General features: G+C 34.8%; 32 protein-coding genes. All 32 read left to right on the forward strand.

Going from position 1 to position 23,116, the window contains the following annotated elements; genetic code table 11:
• Positions 1-9: 9 nt before the first annotated feature.
• Positions 10-555, forward strand: coding sequence for a hypothetical protein (locus VLK81_RS02495; RefSeq protein ID WP_324618915.1), 546 nt, complete (start codon positions 10-12; stop codon positions 553-555).
• The gene (locus VLK81_RS02500; RefSeq protein ID WP_324618916.1) at positions 545-958 is read left to right on the forward strand and encodes a hypothetical protein; all 414 of its coding nucleotides are present in this window, start codon (positions 545-547) and stop codon (positions 956-958) included. Before VLK81_RS02495 ends, VLK81_RS02500 begins: the two co-directional genes overlap by 11 nt.
• Positions 959-1,349: 391 nt before the next feature.
• Positions 1,350-1,649 (forward strand): HNH endonuclease, encoded by a 300-nt coding sequence (locus VLK81_RS02505; protein WP_324618917.1) that lies wholly within the window; start codon positions 1,350-1,352, stop codon positions 1,647-1,649.
• 93 nt (positions 1,650-1,742) lie between these two features.
• Positions 1,743-2,084, forward strand: coding sequence for a hypothetical protein (locus tag VLK81_RS02510; RefSeq protein WP_324618918.1), 342 nt, complete (start codon positions 1,743-1,745; stop codon positions 2,082-2,084).
• Complete coding sequence (locus tag VLK81_RS02515) at positions 2,084-2,233, forward strand: hypothetical protein (protein WP_324618982.1); 150 nt, start codon at positions 2,084-2,086, stop codon at positions 2,231-2,233. Before VLK81_RS02510 ends, VLK81_RS02515 begins: the two co-directional genes overlap by 1 nt.
• Before the next feature lie 38 nt (positions 2,234-2,271).
• On the forward strand, positions 2,272-3,735 hold the full coding sequence (locus VLK81_RS02520; RefSeq protein WP_324620437.1) for a terminase large subunit: 1,464 nt from the start codon (positions 2,272-2,274) through the stop codon (positions 3,733-3,735).
• Between the two features lie 10 nt (positions 3,736-3,745).
• Positions 3,746-3,919, forward strand: a complete 174-nt coding sequence (locus tag VLK81_RS02525; protein WP_324618920.1) for a hypothetical protein — start codon at positions 3,746-3,748, stop codon at positions 3,917-3,919.
• Positions 3,920-3,926: 7 nt separating this feature from the next.
• Positions 3,927-5,108: a phage portal protein gene (locus tag VLK81_RS02530; protein ID WP_324618921.1), complete on the forward strand. Its 1,182-nt coding sequence runs from the start codon at positions 3,927-3,929 to the stop codon at positions 5,106-5,108.
• Positions 5,108-6,145, forward strand: a complete 1,038-nt coding sequence (locus VLK81_RS02535; RefSeq protein WP_324618922.1) for an HK97 family phage prohead protease — start codon at positions 5,108-5,110, stop codon at positions 6,143-6,145. The genes VLK81_RS02530 and VLK81_RS02535 overlap by 1 nt, the downstream gene beginning before the upstream one ends.
• 1 nt (position 6,146) lies before the next feature.
• Complete coding sequence (locus VLK81_RS02540) at positions 6,147-7,262, forward strand: phage major capsid protein (RefSeq protein WP_324618924.1); 1,116 nt, start codon at positions 6,147-6,149, stop codon at positions 7,260-7,262.
• Positions 7,262-7,459: a hypothetical protein gene (locus VLK81_RS02545; RefSeq protein ID WP_324618926.1), complete on the forward strand. Its 198-nt coding sequence runs from the start codon at positions 7,262-7,264 to the stop codon at positions 7,457-7,459. The genes VLK81_RS02540 and VLK81_RS02545 overlap by 1 nt, the downstream gene beginning before the upstream one ends.
• A gap of 32 nt (positions 7,460-7,491) precedes the next feature.
• Positions 7,492-7,755: a head-tail connector protein gene (locus VLK81_RS02550; protein WP_324618927.1), complete on the forward strand. Its 264-nt coding sequence runs from the start codon at positions 7,492-7,494 to the stop codon at positions 7,753-7,755.
• Positions 7,745-8,056: a phage head closure protein gene (locus tag VLK81_RS02555; RefSeq protein WP_324618928.1), complete on the forward strand. Its 312-nt coding sequence runs from the start codon at positions 7,745-7,747 to the stop codon at positions 8,054-8,056. The genes VLK81_RS02550 and VLK81_RS02555 overlap by 11 nt, the downstream gene beginning before the upstream one ends.
• Positions 8,049-8,492, forward strand: a complete 444-nt coding sequence (locus VLK81_RS02560) for a hypothetical protein (RefSeq protein ID WP_324618929.1) — start codon at positions 8,049-8,051, stop codon at positions 8,490-8,492. The genes VLK81_RS02555 and VLK81_RS02560 overlap by 8 nt, the downstream gene beginning before the upstream one ends.
• Positions 8,492-8,854 carry a tail completion protein gp17 gene (gene gp17, locus VLK81_RS02565; protein WP_324618931.1) on the forward strand — a complete coding sequence of 121 codons (363 nt, stop codon included), beginning with the start codon at positions 8,492-8,494 and terminating at the stop codon, positions 8,852-8,854. The genes VLK81_RS02560 and gp17 overlap by 1 nt, the downstream gene beginning before the upstream one ends.
• A gap of 3 nt (positions 8,855-8,857) precedes the next feature.
• On the forward strand, positions 8,858-9,457 hold the full coding sequence (locus tag VLK81_RS02570) for a hypothetical protein (RefSeq protein WP_324618933.1): 600 nt from the start codon (positions 8,858-8,860) through the stop codon (positions 9,455-9,457).
• A 1-nt stretch (position 9,458) separates the two neighbouring features.
• Complete coding sequence (locus VLK81_RS02575; protein ID WP_324618935.1) at positions 9,459-9,773, forward strand: hypothetical protein; 315 nt, start codon at positions 9,459-9,461, stop codon at positions 9,771-9,773.
• A gap of 35 nt (positions 9,774-9,808) precedes the next feature.
• On the forward strand, positions 9,809-10,054 hold the full coding sequence (locus VLK81_RS02580; RefSeq protein ID WP_324618937.1) for a hypothetical protein: 246 nt from the start codon (positions 9,809-9,811) through the stop codon (positions 10,052-10,054).
• 14 nt (positions 10,055-10,068) lie between these two features.
• Entirely contained in the window at positions 10,069-12,063 is a 1,995-nt protein-coding gene (locus tag VLK81_RS02585; protein ID WP_324618939.1) for a phage tail tape measure protein, read from the forward strand.
• On the forward strand, positions 12,060-12,743 hold the full coding sequence (locus VLK81_RS02590) for a hypothetical protein (protein WP_324618940.1): 684 nt from the start codon (positions 12,060-12,062) through the stop codon (positions 12,741-12,743). Before VLK81_RS02585 ends, VLK81_RS02590 begins: the two co-directional genes overlap by 4 nt.
• Complete coding sequence (locus tag VLK81_RS02595) at positions 12,740-14,839, forward strand: phage tail spike protein (RefSeq protein ID WP_324618941.1); 2,100 nt, start codon at positions 12,740-12,742, stop codon at positions 14,837-14,839. The genes VLK81_RS02590 and VLK81_RS02595 overlap by 4 nt, the downstream gene beginning before the upstream one ends.
• Before the next feature lie 12 nt (positions 14,840-14,851).
• Positions 14,852-15,217: a hypothetical protein gene (locus tag VLK81_RS02600; protein WP_324618943.1), complete on the forward strand. Its 366-nt coding sequence runs from the start codon at positions 14,852-14,854 to the stop codon at positions 15,215-15,217.
• Positions 15,201-15,332, forward strand: a complete 132-nt coding sequence (locus VLK81_RS02605; RefSeq protein ID WP_324618944.1) for a hypothetical protein — start codon at positions 15,201-15,203, stop codon at positions 15,330-15,332. Before VLK81_RS02600 ends, VLK81_RS02605 begins: the two co-directional genes overlap by 17 nt.
• A 3-nt stretch (positions 15,333-15,335) precedes the next feature.
• Complete coding sequence (locus VLK81_RS02610; protein WP_324618945.1) at positions 15,336-16,793, forward strand: hypothetical protein; 1,458 nt, start codon at positions 15,336-15,338, stop codon at positions 16,791-16,793.
• A 3-nt stretch (positions 16,794-16,796) separates the two neighbouring features.
• Entirely contained in the window at positions 16,797-17,195 is a 399-nt protein-coding gene (locus VLK81_RS02615) for a hypothetical protein (protein ID WP_324618946.1), read from the forward strand.
• Between the two features lie 24 nt (positions 17,196-17,219).
• Positions 17,220-17,501 carry a hypothetical protein gene (locus VLK81_RS02620; RefSeq protein ID WP_324618947.1) on the forward strand — a complete coding sequence of 94 codons (282 nt, stop codon included), beginning with the start codon at positions 17,220-17,222 and terminating at the stop codon, positions 17,499-17,501.
• Positions 17,502-17,517: 16 nt separating this feature from the next.
• Positions 17,518-18,783 (forward strand): glucosaminidase domain-containing protein, encoded by a 1,266-nt coding sequence (locus VLK81_RS02625; RefSeq protein ID WP_324618984.1) that lies wholly within the window; start codon positions 17,518-17,520, stop codon positions 18,781-18,783.
• Complete coding sequence (locus VLK81_RS02630) at positions 18,783-19,013, forward strand: hypothetical protein (protein WP_324618986.1); 231 nt, start codon at positions 18,783-18,785, stop codon at positions 19,011-19,013. The genes VLK81_RS02625 and VLK81_RS02630 overlap by 1 nt, the downstream gene beginning before the upstream one ends.
• 382 nt (positions 19,014-19,395) lie before the next feature.
• Positions 19,396-19,575, forward strand: a complete 180-nt coding sequence (locus tag VLK81_RS02635; protein ID WP_324618987.1) for a hypothetical protein — start codon at positions 19,396-19,398, stop codon at positions 19,573-19,575.
• Positions 19,572-20,255: a hypothetical protein gene (locus VLK81_RS02640; protein WP_324618989.1), complete on the forward strand. Its 684-nt coding sequence runs from the start codon at positions 19,572-19,574 to the stop codon at positions 20,253-20,255. Before VLK81_RS02635 ends, VLK81_RS02640 begins: the two co-directional genes overlap by 4 nt.
• Positions 20,256-20,266: 11 nt before the next feature.
• Positions 20,267-21,682: an alanine/glycine:cation symporter family protein gene (locus tag VLK81_RS02645; RefSeq protein WP_324618991.1), complete on the forward strand. Its 1,416-nt coding sequence runs from the start codon at positions 20,267-20,269 to the stop codon at positions 21,680-21,682.
• A 237-nt stretch (positions 21,683-21,919) separates the two neighbouring features.
• Positions 21,920-22,834 (forward strand): ABC transporter ATP-binding protein, encoded by a 915-nt coding sequence (locus tag VLK81_RS02650; RefSeq protein WP_324618993.1) that lies wholly within the window; start codon positions 21,920-21,922, stop codon positions 22,832-22,834.
• Positions 22,835-23,116: the final 282 nt, after the last annotated feature.

Raw genomic sequence — 23,116 nt, forward strand, 5'->3', positions numbered from 1 at the left:
TGAAGATTTATGATAAAGCAAGACGGGAAAAATTACTACGCTTTTGGAGAAACTATGAAGCTGTGTGGTATTTCGGAGTCTAGGTTAAACCATATTGTTAAAGTTTATATTCCTAAGGGGTCTTTGAAAGTCCCAGGGCTTGATCACTTAAAAAGGCATTATTTTTCAGAAGATATGGTTCAAGAGGTTAGTAGGATTTCTAAGCTTATTGATTACAACAAAGTAGCTGATAAAAAGATAGAAATAATCAAAAAGAAAAAGGATTATAATCTTGGTGATTATAGGGACTATAGTATTGAGGGTTGTTTGAATCTCATTGAAGCTGTGACTCTTCTTGCAAAGGAAGATTATATTAGGTCTTATGGCGAGCTTATGTACGGAAATCTAAATCCTAGACTAAAGGAGTTTTTTGAAAGGACTGTAAAAGACTGTGAGGACTTTTTTAGACATGGATTCATTACCGAGTTCGTTGGAAATATCGGTGACGAGATTATAGAGGACCTACAAGCTAAGGCTTACGCAAGGTATGGAAGGGGGTTTAAGGTTGGATATTAAGGATGAGTTAAAGATGATTTTTTATCTGGATAGTCTAATCGATTCAGAGCTTAGGCAATTAGAGGAGCTTAAAAGCCTTAAAACGACGATTAAATCTTTCGATTACTCTTTGGATAAGGTAAAGACGTCTCCATCAAATAAATGCTTCACAGGAACTGTAGACAGGATCGTGGACTTGGAGTCTAAGATTAATTCTGATATTGATGAGCTTGTGGCAAGAAAGGAGAGGGCGATTATTCTTTTTAGTCATCTTGATGGGGATAAAAGGCTTCTTATGTCTATGAGGTACTTAAATAAAAAGAGTTGGCAGGATGTGGCTGACAGTCTTTTTTGTAGCTTGAGAACTGTTCACTATTTGCACGGAGTTGCTTTAAATGAGCTTAGGGCTATTCTGAAAAGTTAGTTTTATTTTAAAAGTTTGCACACTTTTGCACACTTTTTATGAAATTTTGCACACTTTTGCACTAGTCTCTGTGGTATACTATATGTGTGAAAAGTTGATTTTATGAAACTTTCCTAACTGTAATTTCATAAATTTACCTCTTTTCGTTAAAAGGCTCTCTTTTTTGAGGGTCTTTTTGTTTTGATAGGAGTTTTAACCGACAAGGAATTTCGCTACCTCAGGAAAAAGCCTCCTTTCATAGCGGCTAGTAAGCGAGTAGGCTCGGGAGTGGCTAGACCGGCAGCTTAAAAATTAGAAGATTTAGCCATACTTAATAGGATTTTTCATTATTTTATCAGTGATTAGGGAATATATACTCGTTCATTTTATGGCAGGGGTGGGAGCTTAGAGTATGGCAAGAAAGTTTGCAAAGAAGTTTTATAATTCAAAGAGGTGGCAGGCTTGTAGAGAAAGTTACATAGGGAAGCGTAGACTTGTGGATGGTGGTATGTGTGAGCATTGCAGGTCTAGGCTTGGATATATAGTCGACCATATAGAAGAGCTGACTGAAGATAATATAACTAATCCATGGATAAGTTTAAATCATGATAATTTGCAATACTTATGTTTGGAGTGTCACAACAAAAAGACGTTTGGTAAAGGTGGGCTGTGTTGTATGTTCGACGAGGAAGGGCAGCCTGTAGAAAGATAGCCCCCATAGATTGAGATACCAACAAGTGTTCTAGGACCGAAGGGGCAACTTTATTTATCATGAGTGAAAAAACTTCCATAAGGGGTGAGAATTTTGACAGACTTAGAAAGAGATAAATTACTTAAGAAAAACATAAACAAATATAAAAGAATTTTCAAAAACATAGATGAAGATAAAAAGACTTTCATAGAAAAGTTGTACGTTGAAGCTGCTTTCATGGAGCAAACACTTTTTGAACTTCAAGAAAGAATAAAAGAAGAAGGAGCTGTGAAGACTTTCACCAATGGAAATGGATTTGAAGTCGTGCAAGAACACCCAGCAAGCAAAACGTACAACACCATGATACGAAACTATAATGGAATAATTAAAACTCTAATTGAACATATACCAGAAGACGCAGAGGAAGACGAGTTTACAAAATGGCTCGATAAATAATGACACCTTTTGAAGAATACCACACTAAAATTTATGACGGAACAATCGTATCATGTGACAAGATGAAGAAAGTCGCTGAAATTCTTTTAGAAAGATTTATAAGTCCGGAGAATATCACTTTGACTTTGAACTTGCAAATAAACCAATAGACTTTATAGAAAACTTCTGCTATGTACCTGCTGGGGATATAGGACAAAAGCTAAAACTAGAATTATTTCAAAAAGCACGAATACAAGCAATCTTTGGATTTGTAGATGATGAAGGTTATAGACAAATCAATGAAGTTAATATCATAGAAGGGCGTAAGAACGGAAAGACAACAGAGTGTGCAGCAATAGAACTCTACATGCTCATGGGAGACGGAGAAGGTGGAGCTGAAATCTATAATATAGCCACCAAACTTGACCAAGCGAAGAAAGGTTTCAACGCTGCTGTAAACATGAGACTTCAAAGTAAACTCTTGAAGAAGCACACAAAGAAGAGAGCTGCGGACATATACTTTCCAGCAACAATGTCTTTTATAAAAGCAATGGCTAGTAACACATCAAGCCTTGACTCACTAGACGCACACTGTGTAATAGTAGATGAGCTTGCAGCAATAAAGAATAGGGATCTATATGACTTGATGAAACAGTCAATGGGTTCAAGAAATCAACCTTTACTATTCACCATTTCAACAAATGGATTTGTGAGAGACTCTGTGTTTGACGCACAGTATGATTACGCTGCAAGATGGCTAAAAGGAGAAATAAACGATCAACACTTCTTGCCTTATATCTACGAACTAGACACATACGAAGAATGGGACAACCCTGACATGTGGATTAAAGCAAATCCAGGACTTGGAACAATAAAGAAAATTGACTACTTGGAACAAATGGTACAAAAGGCAAAAGATGACCAAGCTTTTAAACCAACAGTAATGGTTAAAGATTTCAACATGAAACAAACTGATGAGTCCTCGTGGTTGAGATACGAAGAACTTAACAACGAACAAGTATCTTCAATAAAATACGACTACTGTATTGGAGGATTTGACGCAGCAGACACAACAGACTTGAATTTTGCTGTGGCTTTATGTCAAAGACCAGGAGATGAACAAATACAAGTTAGAAGCATGGCTTGGATACCAGAGAAAGTTATCGAAGAACAACAAAAGTCAGGGAATAGAGTTGAAAGAGATAAAGTACCATACGACTTGTGGAAGAAACAAGGATACTTAAGAACTTGTCCAGGTGGCAAATGTGACAAAAGAATTTTCTTAAATTGGTTCAAAGAACTTAGAGATGAAGAAGGACTGTATGTAATGTTCATAGGATATGACCCGTGGCATATAGACGATACACTACTAAGAGAATTTGAAACAGAGTTTGGTAAAAACTGTATGATACCAGTACGACAAGGAGCAATAACACTTTCTCAACCTATGAAAGACTTGAAAGCTGAACTCATAGAAAAGAATATAGTTTATCAAAACAACCCAATTTTAAAATGGTGCTTGATGAATACTTCAATAAAAACCGATGTTAACGGAAATATTCAACCAGTAAAGAAACTAGACCATACACAAAGAATAGATGGAACAATAGCACTATTGTGTGGATATAAAGTTTTACAAGACAACAAAGATAGATACATCAATATGAATTAGGAGGTATCGCATGGAAATATATATAAAATTCGCTGATGGTACAGAGAGAATAATAAAAATAGACTGTGACAAAAAAGATATCATTTATGATCAAGAAGATAATGGAATTACAAAGATATACGTAAAGGATGAATTGGTCCATATATTTAATCTAAATGAGATTTGTCACATGCAATTTAAGTAGGTGAAATATGGGACTTTTTTCAAATCTTTTTAAAAAAGAAAAACAAGAAGTACTTTTAAATGAATACTTTGAAACTTTGAACGCATATACACCAGCCTTTACAACTTTTGAAGGTGGACTATATGAAATGGAACTTACAAGAGCCGCAGTCCACAGCTTTGCGACTCATGTAAGTAAGCTCAAGCCAGAAGTAAAAGGTTCAGGGAATAAAACCTTAGAAAAGAAACTACAGTACAAACCTAATCCTTACCAGGATACAACAAAGTACTTATATAGGCTTGCAACAATCTTTCAAGTACAGAACAATGCTTTCATCTTGCCACTTCATGATGATTATGGACAAGTTACAGGTTTCTTCCCTCTACTCCCTCAAAGTTGTAGGTTGACAGAATACAAAGGGAAGCTTTATTTGGTGTACGAATTTGGAGTTGGCAAAAAAGGAGCAATTGAATTTGAAAAAGCGGGACTACTGAACCAGTTTCAATATAAGGATGACTTCTTTGGAGAAAACAATGCGGCACTTCAACCAACACTTGAAGTAATAGACACCAATAACCAAGGAATTATTGAAGGTGTGAAATCAAGTGCTAACATAAGATTTTTAGCGAAACTTGCACACACTTTAAAAGAAAAAGATATCGAGGACGAAAGAAAGAGATTTACAGAGAACAATCTTAGCTCTTCAAACACTGGTGGAGTTTTACTCTTTGACCAAAAGTACGAAGACATAAAGCAGATTGAAAGCAAACCTTATATCGTGGATCCAGATCAAATGCAACAAATAAAAGAAAGTGTCTTCACTTACTTTGGAACGAATGAAGCGATCTTACAAAATAAATTTAATTCTAGTGAATGGAATGCTTATTATGAAGGCAAGATTGAACCCTTTGCAATCCAACTTAGCTTGGTACATTCTAATATGGTTTTTTCAGATAGAGAAATAGCTTTTGGTAATAATATAATCTTCACGGCTAATCGACTTCAATATCTTAGTAATGATGAAAAGTTGTCTACAGTGACACAACTTTTCGATAGAGGTTTCATAACACAAAATCAAGGACTTGAAGTCTTTAACATGGCGGGCATAGGGGACGAAGGAGATAAAAGATACATCAGAAGAGAATACGCTGAAACTTCAAAACTTGACGCAGACACCGTTCAGTATGAAGAGCAGGAGGACAAAGAATAATGCTAAAAGTAATTTGGGGACCACCTTGCAGTGGAAAGACAACTCACTGTCAAGAACAACTTAAAGATAAAGATGTTGTCTTTGATTATGATCAAATAAAAAGAGCATTGATCTATGGGAAAGACTATGAAATTATAGACTGGATACAAAACCTTGTAATCAAAATGAGGGGAACTTTTCTAAGAACATATAGCGAAGATGAAGATATAGAAAATGCTTACCTTATAGTCTCCTATCCAAGTGATGACTTGAAGAAATTCATAGAAGAAGATATTGGGATAGAAGACGTAGAATATGAAAAGATGAAAACCTCAAAAGATGAGTGTTTGAAAAACTTAGAAAAAGATAGCACAAGACCAGATAAAGATAGAGAAAAGAAACTCATAGAAAAGTGGTTTGAAGACCATAAAGAAAAGAAGGAAGATAAAAAGATGGACAATTTCAAAAAAGATAGACAATATAGAGCAGTCCTTGAGAAATTAGAAACTACACAAAAAGAAAAAAGGATAGATACTGACTACTATGTAGAAGGTTATGCGACAAGGTTTGAGCCTTACTTACTCTATGAAGATGAAGACGGCAAAGTCTTTGAAGAATTTGATAGAGAGTGTTTCAAAGACACAGATATGTCTGACGTGATTATGCAATTTGACCATGCTGGAAAAGTCTTTGCAAGACAATCAAACGGAACTTTGATAGTAGAACCAAATGACGAAGGACTTTTCATTGCAGCAGACTTAAGTAAGTCAAGTGCAGCAAAAGAACTTTATGAAGAAATAGAGTCAGGACTTATAACTAAAATGTCCTGGGGTTTTAGAGTAGGAGACTACGACTATGACAAAAAGACTAGGACTATTAAACATAAGTCCGTGAAAAAAATATTTGATGTTTCTGCTGTTAGCAGACCTGCTAACGAAAGCACTAACATAAATGCTAGAGATCTTGTTCACGGAGTGATTGACAAGACCCTGAAGGAGAGTCAGGAGCGCAAAAGATTAGAATTAAAAATTTTACTAGAACTAGAAGGAGAAAGATAATATGAACTTAAAAGAAATTGAACTAAGACTAAAAGAAATAAAAGAAGAATTAAGAAATGAAAACGCAGACGTTGAAGCTTTAAAGAAAGAAACAGACGAGCTAATCGAAAAGAGAAATAATCTTTTAGAAAACGAAGAAACAAGAAAAGCTTTACTTGACAATATCGCCAACCAAAACTTTGGTGTAACAGTAAGAAGCTTTGAAGAAGATGAAGAAACAAGAAAAGTTTATGAAACAGAAGAATATAGAAGTGCTTTTTTAAAAAATCTATTAGGTTTACCATTGGAGGAAGCAGAAGAAAGAGCCTTCGTACACACAACTGAAAACACTGGACAAGTAATACCAAAAGAGCTACAAAACAAAATCTATTCATTGATGGAAGAAAGTCACCCAATCCTAAAAGACGTTAATGTTTTACAAACAGGGACAGTGATTTCAATCGTAAAGCACGTTTCAATCAACGCAGGGGACGCTAAGAATGTAAAAGAAGGGGAAGCTAACGAAGACGAAAAAAACACTTTTGTTAATGTGGCACTCACTGGAGAAGATATCTCTAAACATGTAGACTTCTCTTACAGGCTTGGTAAGCTATCAATCCCAGCTTTTGAAGAATATCTTGTAAAAGAGATAGGGGATAGAATAGGTTCACAATGGGCAAAGAATATAGTAGCTCAAATCAAAAAGGACTTACACACTGATAATAAACTTAAAGCGAAAGTTAGTGGAAGTCTTGAACTTGGAGACGTACTAAAAGCTTTAGCAGAATTAAAATCAGTAGGCAGAACTTATATCTACTCAACTAATAAAGCTTTCTATGGTGCAATCGCAAATATGAAAGACGCAGATAGAAAAATATCATTTATACCAGATTATCAAAACGCAATCGTTGGACAACTTTTAGGAATAGGCATCAAGCAAGAAGACGCACTTGCAGAAGATGAAATTCTAATCCTTGACCCAGGCCAATACACTGAAAATGTCGTTCAACCTCTACTAATCGAAAGAGATAAGAACATCAAAACTCACGTACACACAATAGCAGGTATTGTAATTTCAGGTGGTACTATGACAAACGATAAAGCAGGAGCTTTAATCACAATAGGAAGTGCCGCATAATGTTAGAAGTCATACAAGCCTTTGTAGACAAGTACAATCCTGAAAAGATTTACAGGATAGGAGAAAAAATCAAAATTGAGGATAAAGAAAGAGTCCAAGATATGATCGAAAGAAAACTTGTCAAAGAAATAAAAGAAGTAGAAGAAGTTAAAAAAGTTAAAGAAATTAAGGAAGCAAAAACCAAAGGGGCAGAGTAATCTCTGTCCTTTAACTTTAAGGTGGAGATAAAATGCTGGATAAAATAAAACTTGACTTGAGAATTAGTCATGACCTCATAGATGAAGATATAGAAGATAATATCGAAGCTTGCAAACTTGATTTGAAAAGAGTAGGTATTGTCAAAATAGATGACGAAGACCCTTTGATAATCAAAGCTATCAAGCTGTGGTGTAGATATCAGTATAACTTCGAAAATGAGGGAGACAGATACAACAAAGCTTACTCAATGTTAAGAGACGCTTTGAGTTTATGTGGTGACTACAATGTACAGTGAAGTAATAGAATTAATTAAAAAAGAATACGACACTGACGAAACAGCGGAACTAATCGAGATTGAGACCAGTAGAGAAGTCCTAGCAAAGATGATGAGCATAGGTCAAAAAGAATTTTATCAGGCTATGGAACACGGGCTACAACCTGAAATAAAATTTGAGATATCAGACTACCTAGACTATCAAAATGAAAAAGAATTGATACACGGAAGTACAAGATATCAAGTCTTGAGAACCTACAGGAAAGGTTTAAGAAGTTTAGAAATAACATGCTACGGAGGTGTTAATATTGGGAATGCCTAATGTTAAGATGAAAATCAAGGCAAGAAAAGGAAAGGTTGAAGTTACTTATGAAAGTAAAGTAGACCAAGCCCAATACCTTATCACAGAACTTTCAAGAGCAGCACTTCGAGACACAGCGAAGTATCTTAGAAAAATTGTAGTCATGGACTTAAAGAAACTTCACGGAATGAAAAGACATAGAAGACCTTACAATACTCAATATTGGGTAAGGAATAAAGAAGCAGATTTACAGATAGGTTTCAAGCATGGGGCTTGGTACTCTGTGGGTCAGGAACTTGGAGACATGGGAATGAGAAAAGTCGGCTCACTTAGAAATACGACTTATGACAACATAGACCAGATACAGCAAATTCAAGCACAATATTTAAGTGCTTTGAATGGGGAGCCTTCAGATCCAGGAGACGCTGAATACAAATCGCCACCAGGTGAAGAATAATGAGACACTTAAAAACACAACTAACAACACAATTAAAAAATGTATATCCTAAGGTGTACTATGAAAACGCACCAGATGACGCAGTCTTTCCATATGTAGTCTATAGTCTAGGTTCTAGCTACAACAATAGAGCTAACTGCATTTATACACTTGACTTAGACGTGTGGGATAAAAGTACATCAAGTAAAAGAGTAGATGATATTACAAAGGATCTAATAAATAAATTAGACCTGACAGGATATATCGACGAAGAAATTCAGTACTCACTTTATTTTGATAGGACTGTGGACACAGGTAGCGAAGACAAGACACTAAAAAGAAAAACAGTAATCTTTGAATTAAGATACACAGAGAGGAGTTAATTTATGGGAGTATGTAATATAGTAAACGGAATTACAGCAAATACGGCTCAGCACTTTCTACTAGACGCAGGTGCTTTTTATAAGAATTATGACTTTGAAAAAGACACAGTAGAAACTGCAAAAAATAAGCTGATAGGAGCAACTAAAGGCGGAGGAACTTTCAAAGCCGTACCAACTTTTAGAACAATAGAAGTCGACGGAGCTAGAGGAAAAGTAAAAGGTTCTGAAATCCTTGAAGATTGGGAAGTAGAACTTGAAGCGAATGTTATTGAAGTTACAGCAGAAAACCTTGCAATGTCTTTAGCAATATCAGTTACAGGAAACGTTAAAGAAGGAGTATATACAAAAATTGAAGGTAGAAACTGTATAAAGCTTTCAGACTATATAGAAAATATAACTTGGGTAGGAACCTTATCGGGATCAAATGACCCTGTAATAATACAAGTATTTAATGCTTTGAACAGCAAAGGTATAGAACTGAAACTTGAAGATAAATCAGAAGGTGTAATCCCTTTAGCTTTCACAGGCTACAATGACGGACAAGATACATCAAAACCACCTTTTGTAATTTACTTCCCAACAATACCAGAAGAGAGAGCATAGCATGAAAGAATTTAGAGAGCTGAAAGGAAATGATATCTTTAAAGTATCTAGAATTCTTTCAAAAATGGATATCAAAATTGAAATCACAGAAGGTATGACCCAGGAGCAAGCAGGAGCTGAACTTGTCCTGAAAATCTTCAGTAATTTACACCTGGCACAAAAAGAAGTAAACGAATTTTTAGGAAGTCTTACAGGTGTGACTGGAAAAGAAATAGGAGAACTTCCTTTAAGTGAATATCTAGACTATATCGAACAATTCAAAAATATAAAAGGAATAAAAGATTTTTTAGAGCGAGCGAGCAAGTTGACGAAGTAGAAGTCACTGACTTGCTCCTTTTTAGATATGGAGATATGAGGTATCCTCTTGACTTAGATTTTAAAACTTTCATAAAACTTGTAAACAAGGCTTTACAAGAAAAACAAGAAGATATTTTAATTCAAAGATGGATACCTTACCAATCGGAAATTAGCTTTACGGACTTCAAAGATAAATTAATTAAAGTAAAGCATACTACAAAGGACACAAGAACAGGTAAAGAAATTTTAGATCAAGTAGAAAATATTTTAAAAAATTTACACGGAGGTGATGACTTATAGAAATATTTAAACTCATGGGGTCAATTTTCATTGACTCTGACAAAGCAGATAAATCTTTACAAAAGACGGATTCTAAAGTCGTAGCCTTAGGTAAGAAGTTTCTTTCAGGAGCAGGAACTGTAGCAAAATGGGGAGCTGCTATCGGTGGAGCTGCAATTGCAGGTGGGGCGGCTCTTTTTGGTATGGCTAACAAATCGGCAGCAGTTGCAGATAGAGTAGACAAGCTTTCACAAAAAATAGGGATAAGTCGTAAAGGCTTTCAAGAATGGGATTTCATTTTATCCCAATCAGGAACAAGTATAGAAAAAATGCAAGTCGGAATGAAGACCATGGTTCAACGTATGGACGAGTCGGTGCAAGGCACAGGCAAAGGTGCTGAAGCTTTTAAACAACTTGGAGTATCGGCCACAGACTTGAACGGCAATCTTAAAAGTCAAGAACAAGTATTCGAAGAAGTCGTAACGAAAATGCAAGAACTTCCTGAAGGTGCTGAAAAATCACAACTTGCCTTTGATATGTTTGGTAAAGCTGGACTCGAACTTATGCCACTTTTAAACTCTACAGGTGGCTCTGTGGAAGAACTGAAACAAAAAGCTGAAGAACTTGGTTTAGTAATGAGTGATGAAGCAATAAACGCAGGAGTAGTCTTTACGGACTCTATGGACCAAGTAAAAAGATCTTTAGGTACGGTTGTGGCAAAAGTAGGAATTGAAGTAATGCCAATTATTCAAAGCTTTTTGGACTGGGTAATAGCTAATATGCCAATGATACAATCTGTAATAAGCACAGCTTTTGAAGTAATAGGTAATTTAGTTACAGCAGCTGTAGATATCTTTCAAAATTATCTTTTGCCAGCATTTCAAGCTATTTTTGACTGGGTACAGACCAATTGGCCAGCAATACAAGAAACAGTAGGAAGTGTAATATCAGAGATTGTTGAGATAGTTAGTGCAGGAGTTGAACTAATTCAAGCTGCATGGACACAGTTTGGTGGAGTCATTATGCCAATAATCAATAATATTTGGGATGGCATAAAAGGCATAGTTGATGCGGCCATGAACATAATTAAAGGCGTGATTGATGTAGCTATGGGCCTCATCTCAGGCGATTGGTCAAGAGTTTGGGACGGCATAAAAGGTATTCTAAGCGGCGTATGGGATGCCATAAAAACCATTGTCCAGACAGCCATTGATCATGTAAAGAATGTAATAAACGCTGCATGGGAAGTAATAAAGAGCATAACATCAACTGTATGGAACGGTATAAAATCGGCTATTGATGGAGTGTGGAGTGGTATAAAGTCAGGGATAAGCAGTGCCATAAATGCGGTAAAAAGTACAATCGACAGCATATGGAATGCAATCAAAACAACAACTACTAATACTTGGAACGGCATAAAATCGGCTATTGATGGAGTGTGGAATGGAATTAAGACAGGTGTCTCAACTGCTGTAAACGGAGTCAAGACTACAGTGACAGATGTTTTTAACTCAATAAAATCTACAGCAACTACTATATGGGATGGAGTAAAAAGCGCTATAGAAACCCCTATTAATGCTGCTAAGAAAGTAGTTAGCGATGCTATTAACGCTATAAAGGATAAGTTTAACTTTAAATTTCAGTGGCCACACTTACCAATGCCGCATTTTACTTTTTCTGGTTCAATGAACCCATTAAAGTGGGCGACTCAAGGAGTACCAAGAATTGGAGTAGAATGGTATGCGAAAGGTGGTATTTTTGATAAACCAACGCTTTTTAACACACCGTACGGACTTAAAGGTGTAGGAGAAGCAGGACCTGAAGCAGTAATGCCTATAGAGAAGTTACCTGAAATATTAGGATTTGAAAAGTTTGACAGTATGATAGAAATTTTAGAAGTAATCGCTAAAAAGAATACGAACGTATATTTAGATAGAGATACTTTGATAGGTGCTATCTTAGATGAAATAGATAGAAAACTTGCAGACAAGCAAGACTCAAATAACTTTGCTTACGGGGGCGGACTATGATAAAAATTGAATTTAATAATAAGACTAACAGAGAGTTTGCCCTCGTAGTGCAGAATTTGACTAGAAGAAAAAGAGCAGAAGAAAGAATAGAAAGACACACAGTTGAAGGTAGGTCAGGTCAGATTATAGATAGACTTGGCACCTTTGAAAGCTATGAAAGAGAAGTGACCTTCGCAAACTTTGAGAAAGACAAAGTAAGAGATATAAATAAGTGGCTATCAGGAAACGGAATTTTAAGAACCTCTGTAGATCCTGATGGCTTTTTTTATGCTGATGTAATCGACGTAATGGAAAGAAATCCTCTAGGTTGCTGTAGAAATTCAATGAAAGTCACCTTCTTAGTTGAACCTTTCTTTTATCTTGAAAGAGGAAGGCATCCAATAAAGACGGATAAAAGTATAAGTATATATAACCTTGGGACTATATATTCAGAACCTGTAATAAAAGTGCATGGGAGTGGAAACGGAAAGCTTTCTATAAACAATAAAATTATTAACTTAAGCAACATAGAAAATTATGTAACCATAGACAGTAAACTTAAGATTACACACAAGGACAACTTACCAAAAGGAAAAGACATGGAAGGTGAGTATCCTATCTTTGAAGAAGGTAGAAATTATATATCTTTTAGTGGTGGAATTACAAAACTGGAAATTGTCCCATACTGGAGAGAACTATGATAAGACTTTTTAACAAATCGGAAACTGACTTTAATCACATTGAGACAATACTCAACCCATATAAGTGTCATGTAAAAGAAGATGAAAACGGAATTTTTGAGCTAGAGTATGAGTCTAAGTTGGATAAAAGACTAGAAAATGGAAAGATAATTAAAGCTCCAACACCTAGAGGGGAACAACTTTTCAGAATTTACAACTCACACCATGACTTGAGAAAGACTACAGCAAAAGGAAGACATATCTTCTATGACCTACTGGGAAATTTTATAGAAGATTCAAGACCAACTGCGACAAATGGTGCGGGAGCCTTGAACTCAATTCTTGGAGGAACTCTATATCCTCATAGATTTAAAAGCACCTCAAAAGTAGGTACAATATCAACTGCTTACTACGTGAGAAAAAACCCAATTCAAGCTATGCTTGGGGCTGACAACTGCCTGATAGCAAACTGGGGAGGATATATAAGAAGAGACAACTTCCTGATAGAGCATATAGTCGAAGGTAGAGATAACGGCTACGATATCAGGTATGGAAAGAATTTACAAGGTATAAGCGAAAGCATAGACGACAGTAAAGTTATCACAAAAATAATGCCGACGTGGGTGGAAGATAATATCGTCCATATGATACAAGAAAAGTATATAGAAAGCCCTCTTATAGACTCATATGCTTATCCAAAGGTAGCTGAAATCAGGATTGAAGTACCCGAAAGTGTAGAAGATAAAGAAAAGTACGTAAGAGAAGAAGCTAAAAAGTATTTTACAGAGCATAATATTGATAAACCAATAGTAAATTATGAGGTCAACTTTATAAGTCTTAGAAATACAAGTGACTACAAGAAGTACGTATGGCTTGAGGAACTTGACCTTTACGACGTAGTACACGTGATAGTACCAAAACTTGATATTAACTTGAAATCTAATGTAATTTCTTATAAGTACGACTGCTTGAAAGAAAGATTTGAAAGCATAGAGATTGGTAACTTTACAAACTCTATGGCAAAAAACACTGGGACACTAATCAAAGAGATAGACTCAAAGATAGAAGTAAAAGCTAGTGAACTTGAACAAAAACAAAAAGAAGCTACGGACAAACTAAGTGGAGTATCAGGAGGAAACATAGTCACAAGAACTACTGCGGACGGAAAGCCTTTTGAAATTCTTGTAATGGATACAGCCGACATGTCCACAGCTAAAGAAGTTGTAAGGATTAACAAAAATGGGATTGGTTTCAGTCACAATGGAATATTAGGACCTTATAGTGTAGGAATTACAATAGACGGTCACATAGTAGCTGACTTTATAGATACAGGAACTTTAAGTGCTGACCTACTCAAAGCAGGTGTCTTATCGGATAAACAAGGGAAATTTATTTTAAGCATGGACAAGGGATCTTTTAACTTGGCTAATAAAATCATATACGATCCACGGACAAATAATTTAAAAATCTCACTTGTAGACGACTTGAAGAAAGATACAGAAAGCAAATTTGAAGCACAAGCAAAAGAGATTGACCTAAAAGTTGGAAAAGACGGTGTAATCTCCGCTATAAATTTAAGTCCTGAAAATGCAAGGATCCAGGGGAAAAATATAATCCTTGACGGACAAACTCGAGTTAATGGAGATTTTCAGGTTAGTGGTAGTGCTGTCTTTGGGACTATTAGCGGTAGGGATGTGAGGTTTGAGCACTTAAGTGCAAATTCGATAACTACTGGAACTTTAACGACTAACTCTAGTGGGACACACACGGGAACTGTTAGTAACTCCTCATCTTATCTGTCAGGAAATTATAGGCAGGCTTCGATTAACGGATCTGCTACTAGTCTTAATGCGAACTCAAGTGCTTTTAGTTTTGACTATGGATCAAATACTTTTGAGGCCCAGGGAAGAATAGCCGCAAATCCGAATGGCAATAGGCACTCGCTGGAACAAAATGGTCTAACTCTTATGAATGGGTCGGGCTGGTTCAAAGCTAGTTATAGTAATGGTTTTGCCATTGGCTGTAGCGGTCTTTTAAATCTTCAAGGATCTCCAATACAAGCCGGAGGATATCCGCTCATAAGGGCAAGTGATGGCACGTGGAAGTGGAAGGAGTAGAAAGGATAAGTTATGAAAATTGATTATGTAGATGTATTACCAAAAATTGATATTGAACGTGGTGGAGTATATATAGGTGGAACAATTCAATTTCAGTCTAACCGCCCTCCATATGATTTTATGAGATGTGAAATTAATTTAAACGCTGAAGAAATGACAGCTGTAATGACCAAAAAGGTCGATAAGTTTAAGATGGCTGAAGATAAGCTCAAAGACCTTATAGAGCTTGATTTGGTAAAAGTTGATAGCTTTGATATGGAAAGGTTTAATAGGGAATTAGAAGCGAAAAATAAGGAAATTGAGAGCTTACAGGGACAGGTTCTTGAACTTACCTTACTTTTATCGAATACTGGAGGGGAAAATGGAAGTACTAATTAATATGCTTTGCGAGGCTGTGATTAAGAAAAAGATCAGGCTTGAGATGATAGGAAATAATTTTGGCATGAGGGATAAAGTGGAAGAAAAGTTAAAAGAAATAGAAAAGGCGGAGTAGCTTATGGATTTAGGGATAAAATCGATTACTTTAAGGTTTGATGATAATCAGCTGGGATACTTACAGCCAGTCCAAGGAGATACTAGGTCTAGGGGCTTTCTTGTTGAGATGGTCTCTACTGATGGAGAAGTTTTAGAAGCAAGTAGTGTGTATGAGTGCAGGCTTTACGGAGTGAACTCAAATTATCCTGACAAAACTTTCTACACAGTAGCCACAGTCGAAGATGGAAGATACAAGGTTTACTTGTCTACTGATATGGTTTCTAAGGCTGGTACTTTGAAGCTTCAAATTGCTTTATATAAGGGGTCTGAAGAATTAATTCAATCAGAAGTAAAAGAAGTTGAAGTGACCGAGTCTATGGCCAATGGCGGAAGTATCGGCAAAGACCTAGTAGTTGACTTCACAAAGCTTGAAAAAGCACTTGAAAGGGTAGACGCACAAGAAAAAGCATACAAAGATAGTCTGCAAAAGCAGGAAGCAATTAGGGTTGATGTGACAAATAAACAAAAGCAGGTATCAACTGACACCACAGCAGTCAAGAAAATCAGGACTGATATGGAGGGAGTAATGGCTGCAGAAGCTAGTAGGGTTAGTGCAGAAAAGGCTAGGCAGTCACAAGAATCTATTAGACTGTCTCGAGAATCGACTAGAATAGATCAAGAATGCGCCAGGCAGTCAAACGAAATAACAAGAGATAGTCAGGAAAAACAAAGAGTTGAAGCAGAAAAGAAAAGAGTAAGTGCTGAAACTCTAAGAGTGAGTGCTGAAAGTACAAGAAGCAGTCAAGAAAATACAAGACAAAACGAAGAAAGTAAAAGAAAATCAGCTGAAAGTACAAGAGTAAGTGCTGAAAATACTAGGGAATCACAAGAAAACGCAAGGCAAAGTCAGGAAACTCAAAGGGTAGAAGTTGAAAAGAAAAGAAAGTCTACTTTTGAGAGCTGGGATAAGACTATGCAAGGTGTGATACCTAATGCAACTTCAAGCACAGCAGGGGTTGTGAAAGTTATTGGAACAGAAAAAGAATCAGCACCATATACTGTGCCTAGTGTAGATAATTTAAATATAACAAAAGAGACTTTGAGTAAATCGATTGAAAATAGGGCTGAAAAAGTGCATAAGCACACAATAGAAGATGTGACTAACCTACAAAATAAGCTTGAGGATACGGCTAGTAAGGAGCATAGGCACAAATGCACAGAGATTGATATAGAAACTCAAAGTAGTGCTGCCGAGCACTATTTCACTATGTATCTTAACGATGTTATAGATTTAATGGTTGATGATATACATGATAATAAAAGTGCTATTGAAAACACGGCTAGTAAAGACCATACCCATGACAGTATAAAGGCTAATTTGAGTGGGGCTACTAAGGACTTAAAATTTGTCATCACAAGTAAGGCAACTTATACTGGCATGACTAAAGGCCCAAGCACTTTATATTTTGTGCAGGAGTAAGTTATGATTAAGTTTAACGATAAGGACACTAAAGAGATTTATATCGGCGACAAGGCTATATCCGAGGTCTACTGTGGGGATAAGTTGGTGTGGCAAGGACTGGACTGGAGTAAGTTTTTCTATGGATTAGAAAGGGTTGATGTTAGTAGACCTGGTTCACGTTTTAAGACTTACTATTATAAAGTCGATATTGATAGTAAATTTAAAGATATCAAGCCAATTACAATCGTTGTAAAACTTAATGCCGACAATACAATGAAAGGCGACCGAATTGAATACACTGGTCAAAGTTCGGTTACTAGTCCAACTTATACAAGTAATTTTGGATATGTAACTTTCACTGCTATCTATAACGGAAAAGAAGTTGCACAAACAAGTGCAATGGGCGAGGGATATGCTTAATTTTATTAAAAAGTAGGTGGTTAGATGTGTGTAGAAGAAAAAAACTGCATGGAGCGTATGAAGAATTTAAGCGAGGATTTATTGGATGTAAAAAGTAGGGTGGAAAAGTTGGAAGAAAATTTTGTGAATTTGAAGTCGGATTTAAGTAAGACGGAGTATAAGGTTGACGTGATTAATATGACAACAAAGGAAACTAAAATGGATGTGAAGAAGATACTTGAAAGACCTGTGCAGTATTGGGATAAGCTTATAATTGCTGGAATTAGTGGAATTGTTGGCTATATTTTAAGTATTATTTTAAAGTAAAGGAGGGATCGATCCTATGGCAAGTTATAAAGAAACCACTATGCTTTTACCTTTAAGCGATACTAGGACTTTCGGTGAGATGGACTGGCAATATATAACTATCCACAACACAGCGAATCGTGTGAGTGCTAGGAGCGAAGCTATGTATGTGCATAGTGGGAAAAGTGAAGTTACTTATCACTTTGCGATTGATGACAGAGAGTGTGTACAAATTCAAAGGCTTAATATGTCCTGCTGGCATGCTGGAGATGGAAGAGGTGACGGAAATACAAAGTCTGTAGCACTTGAAATTTGCTACTCTCTTGATAAGGGCGATAGTAGGTATCCAGTAGCTGAGGATAATGCAGCACACAAGTCGGCAAAACTTTTACTGTCTAAGGGATTTGGTATTGATAGGCTTAGAAATCACCAAATCTGGTCCGGTAAGTACTGTCCTCATAGGATGCTAGACAATAATGGCTGGGAGCCTTTTAAGAGAAAGGTTGCAAAGTATATGGAAGAACTAAAGGAATCTAAAAAGACCAGACTTTCTACTCCAGATTTTATTGAAAAGATAAAAGATGGTGCCATAAAAGGCTGGGAGACTCATGGAATCCTACCAAGTCTTACTATTGCTCAAGCTATCCTAGAGTCTGACAGTGGAAATTCGGAGCTTGCAGTAAGAGCAAATGCAATTTTTGGGATAAAGGCTAGTACTGATCCAAGCTGGACTAGGATTTATAAGAAAAAAACTTCTGAGTGGATTAACGGAAAGTATGTGGAAGTCTTAGCTGGATTTAAGTCTTACAAGTCCTGGGATGAGTCAATAAGGGATAGGCTTTTATATCTTACTACCAGGTGTATAAATGGGGCCTATATCTACAAAAATTTAATTGGAGAAAAGGACTACAAGAGGGCATGTCAAAAAATTTATGATGATGGATATGCAACGGATCCAAAATACCCAGGAAAATTAATTAATATTATAGAAAAATATAAGCTTTATGAGTATGATAAAGTAGACATAAAAGGGAGTGATAGTATGTTTAAAGGTTTTAGGATAGTAGGATATTTTAATGATGGTGACTTGGCTAATGCTTTAGCCTTAGTGAATAGTTTAGGTGCTAGTGCCATTTTAGTCAAGACTGATGACTTTAAAAGCTATACTGGGGCTGATGAGCTCATCCAAGTAGGTGGATATGATATAAAAGGTGCTACTAAAAAAATTATTGGCATAGATAGAGCAGATACTCTTTCTAAGGTAGGTAAATATGTAGAAAGTATAAAAGGGGGCACTAAATAATGGCAGGAGAGATTATAACTACCGCACTTATTACAGGTTTTGTGGAGGTCTTAAAGCCTTTTGTAAAAGACAAAAGATTTTACCCTATACTTAGTCTTATGCTGGGTATAGTCTTCAGCCTTGCTATTAATGGTATAAGTTTTAAATCATTTTTTACTGGGGTTGTATATGGCTTATCTGCTAGTGGTCTGTATAGCGTAAGTAAAAAAAGTTCGGAGTTTATAAAATAAAAAGTAGATTTTTATTGGAATAAAATTTTAGAGGGTGGCTTATTGCTACCCTCTTTTTTTTGATCTAATATCATTCACCTTATAATTTTTTTTATTTTATGCCGTCAGAAAAACGGCAGAAATAAATCAGATTTGTGTTTATTTTGATTGATTTTTCATTTTATGATAATTTTACTAAAAGCCTTAAAGTCTTGTTTCTATGAGGGTTTATGAAGTTTAGAGAGATTATTTAAAATACAACCACAAATATGGTATAATAAAGCATAGGGGGTTTGAGATGCTAACTTTTACAGATGATGCACTATTATTTATTAAAAAAAATAGTATAAATGAAATCACTATTAAAAAAGAAGCTCTAAGCTCTTGATCAAATGTTAGCTACGTGCCAAAGGTTTTGGCAGCAAGACCACGAGATACTAAAGGATATAAAAATTTTTTTAAACATGGCTTAACTATCTTTGTTTCAGATGATTATTTATATGATTTAGATTACTTGGTTGAACTAGTTAATTTACCTAGTGTAAGTTTTTTAAAACTAAGCATAAAAAAGGAGGAAAAATGAATAAGAATAAGGAAATTTTCAAAATTGCTATTTTGGCAGCTTTAGCATCTTTAATTAACTTAAGTATTGGAAATGGTTCCGACCAAAGAGTTTCTCTTGGAATTGTGGTTATGATAATCATGCTACATAGGGATTTTTCTATTCCAATTATTAAGACATCTATTGTAACTGGTGTTTTTGTTTTTTTAACCAGATTAATTGTGTTTTCAACAGGAGGGCTTTTAAGTACAGACATTGTATTATCTTATGCAATTGAGATTATATTCTATCTAGCTTATGCATTTGCATATCAGTTGTTAGTTAGAAAAACAGAGTCTTTTTATAAATCTCCTCTAATACTACTATTAATATTATCGGACTTTTTCGCAAACACTGTTGAATATTTTGTTAGATTTTATATCTATAGTAGAGAGATTAGCCATCAAAGCTTTTGGTTTTTATTTGTAGCGGCTCTATTAAGATCCTTTATAATAGTTGTAGTATATGAATCAATTAAGGATACTTCTATTGAAACTGAAGATGCAAATACAGGTCTTCAAATTAGACTTTCACAAAATATAGTAAGCTCTTTAAGTAGATTAATGGAAGATAGCTCAATTGAAAAAAATACAAAATTAGTAAAAGAAGTTGAAGAACTTAAAAAAGATGCAGAAGTTCTACTTAAATCATTTAAGGGTTAAGAGGTGTTTTAATGATAGATAATATATTTAAATTTTTAAATTCAGTAAATGGGGTTCTTTGGAATTATATTTTACTTGTAGGTCTTATTGGACTTGGCCTATATCTAACTATAATTTTAAAATTTCCTCAATTTACAAGAGTATTTCCTCAGCTAAAGGCTATGCTAAAAGATATAAAATCAGGCAAAACTGTTGAAAAAGGAAAGATGACTCCTTTTCAAGCCCTAGCAACAGCGGTAGCTGCTCAAGTAGGAACTGGAAATATTGTTGGAGTTGCAACAGCGATAGCAGAAGGTGGTCCTGGTGCTGCATTTTGGATGATGCTTTCGGCTTTTTTAGGAATGTCAACTATTTTTTCTGAGGCTGTTCTTTCACAGAAATATAGGGAAGTTAAAAATGGAGAACTAGTAGGTGGACCTGCATACTATATAAAAAATGGCTTAAAGTCAAAATTTTTCTCAAAGGTTTTTGCAGTTTTATGCATTTTAGCACTTGGAATCGTAGGACTTATGGTTCAATCAAACTCAGTTGTTACTTCTCTTTCAGCATCATTTGGTTTTGATCAAACGATAATTACAATTGGTTTAATAGCTGTTGTTGGTATGATATTAACTGGCGGTATGGATAGAATTGCAGCATTTTCAGAAAAAGTTGTTCCTTTTATGGCTGGACTTTATATCCTAGGATCCCTAATAATCATTATAATTTTTAGAAATAGTTTTGTAGAAGCTATTAGGATGATATTTGTTGGAGCATTTACTCCAAAAGCTATTGGGGGCGGGATTCTTGGTATTACAGTTCAAGAAACTATAAAGTTTGGACTTTCAAGAGGACTATTTTCAAATGAAGCAGGCATGGGATCAACTCCTCACTCTCATGCGGTTGCCCACACAAATCACCCTTGTGAACAAGGTTTTACTGCAATGATAGGAGTATTTATATCAACTTTTATGATTTGCCTATCAACTGTTTTAATTAACCTAGTTTCAGGTTCATATAATGCTTCTATACCAGCACAAGTTATGGCAAAAGATGCAACAATTATGACTCAGTCAGCTTTTTTCAATGCTTTTGGAAAATTTGGAGAAGGGTTTTTATCTATTGCCTTATCTTGCTTTTCTCTAACAACAATTGTTGGTTGGTATTTCTTTGCCGAATCTAACGTAAAACTTTTATCGGGAGATAAAAATATGGTAATAGGTTCTTTTAGGTTCGTAGCATTGGCATTTTTATTTGTTGGAACTCTAATTGATCCAGAAAGAGTTTGGTTATTAGCAGATGTCTTTATGGGACTTATGGCCCTTCCAAATATTATTTCTTTATTCTTACTATCCAAAGAGACCAAGACCATGCTTAAAGAATATGATAGTATGAAAAAAGAAAATAATATCCACTATGAATATAAGTATGAAAATATAAATAATTAATAGAAACTGCGGCTTTTCGTCGCAGTTTTTTATTTGAAAAAAATTATTATCTCTATAAGCTAATTATTAATATATATTTTATAAGTAGAAAAATATGCAAAGTAAAACTGAAATATCTATTTAATATAATCACTTATATTGACTAAATTTTATAAAAAGCATATAATAGAATTATACAACTAATATATAGAACTAAGAATTATTAAAAGTTAATTATAAAAAAATTGGAGGGAAAATATGAGCATACTAAAAGTGGAAGATTTATGGAAAAACTTTGGGAAAAAAGAAGTTTTAAAGGGGATTAATCTAGAGATTGAAAGTCCTGGTATTTATGCACTTATTGGACCAAATGGAGCAGGTAAAACTACTTTATTTAATATTATTTCTAATCTTTTAAAACCAAGCAAGGGAAAAATAGAAGTTGTAGGAAAGAAAAATACAGATACAAGTATATTTTATGAAGTATCATTTTTGAAAGATAATAGGGTTCTATATAGTTATTTAAGCGGAATGGATCACTTAAACTTTATTAGAAGAGTTCAAAAACTTCCAAAAGAGAGAATTGATGAGGTTATAAATTTAATGAGCTTAGAAAGTTTCATTAACAAACCTACAGGATCTTACTCACTAGGTATGAAACAGCAGCTACTTATAGCCATGGCCATTATGAACAAACCAAAACTTATGATCCTTGATGAACCATTAAATGGTCTAGATCCAACAGCTGTTATTAAAGTTAGACTTTTACTTAAAGAAATGGCAAAAAATGGAAGTTCTATACTTATTTCATCCCACACCTTAAGTCAAATCGACCTTCTAACAAATAATATATTCTTCTTGAAAGATGGAGTTTTATTAGAAGAAAAGTTAGATATTGATAATCAAAATATTTACAAGGTAAAACTTGAAGGAGACTATGAAGAAAAGTTAAATAGATTCAAGGAAAGTGGCTTTGATAGTAAGATAAGTGACGGCGTTCTTACAGTAAATTTAAAAGATCAAAAACTTGAAAAATTAATAGCTAGTTTACAGGAAATGGGCCTTGACTATAGCGAATTAACTAAAATAAAGCTTGGAAGTGAAGAAAGATATATAAGAATGTTCCCAGAAGAAGTTGAAAAGGTTAAAAAAATAAATCTTAAGCAAGTTTAAAAATATATTTGATATTAAATAAGATACTTATCTTAATATTTAGAATAGTAAATAAATTATAGAAAAATTAACTGACCTCGTAGTTTTGATAAATTTAGATAAAAGAGGTCAGTTTTTTATTTATCCAAATAGAAGAGTTATTTTTAAATTGGATTTAAAGAATCATAAAAACTTATAGGATATAGAAATAATAGAATAAGTAAAATTTCCTACAAGATAAGAAAAGTAAATCTAAGTATAACAAAGAACTATAATAATAATTTACTATAAAAAAAACATTTG

The sequence above is a fragment of the Citroniella saccharovorans genome (genome assembly GCF_035481615.1).
GTDB classification, from domain to species: Bacteria; Bacillota; Clostridia; order Tissierellales; family Peptoniphilaceae; genus Citroniella; species Citroniella saccharovorans.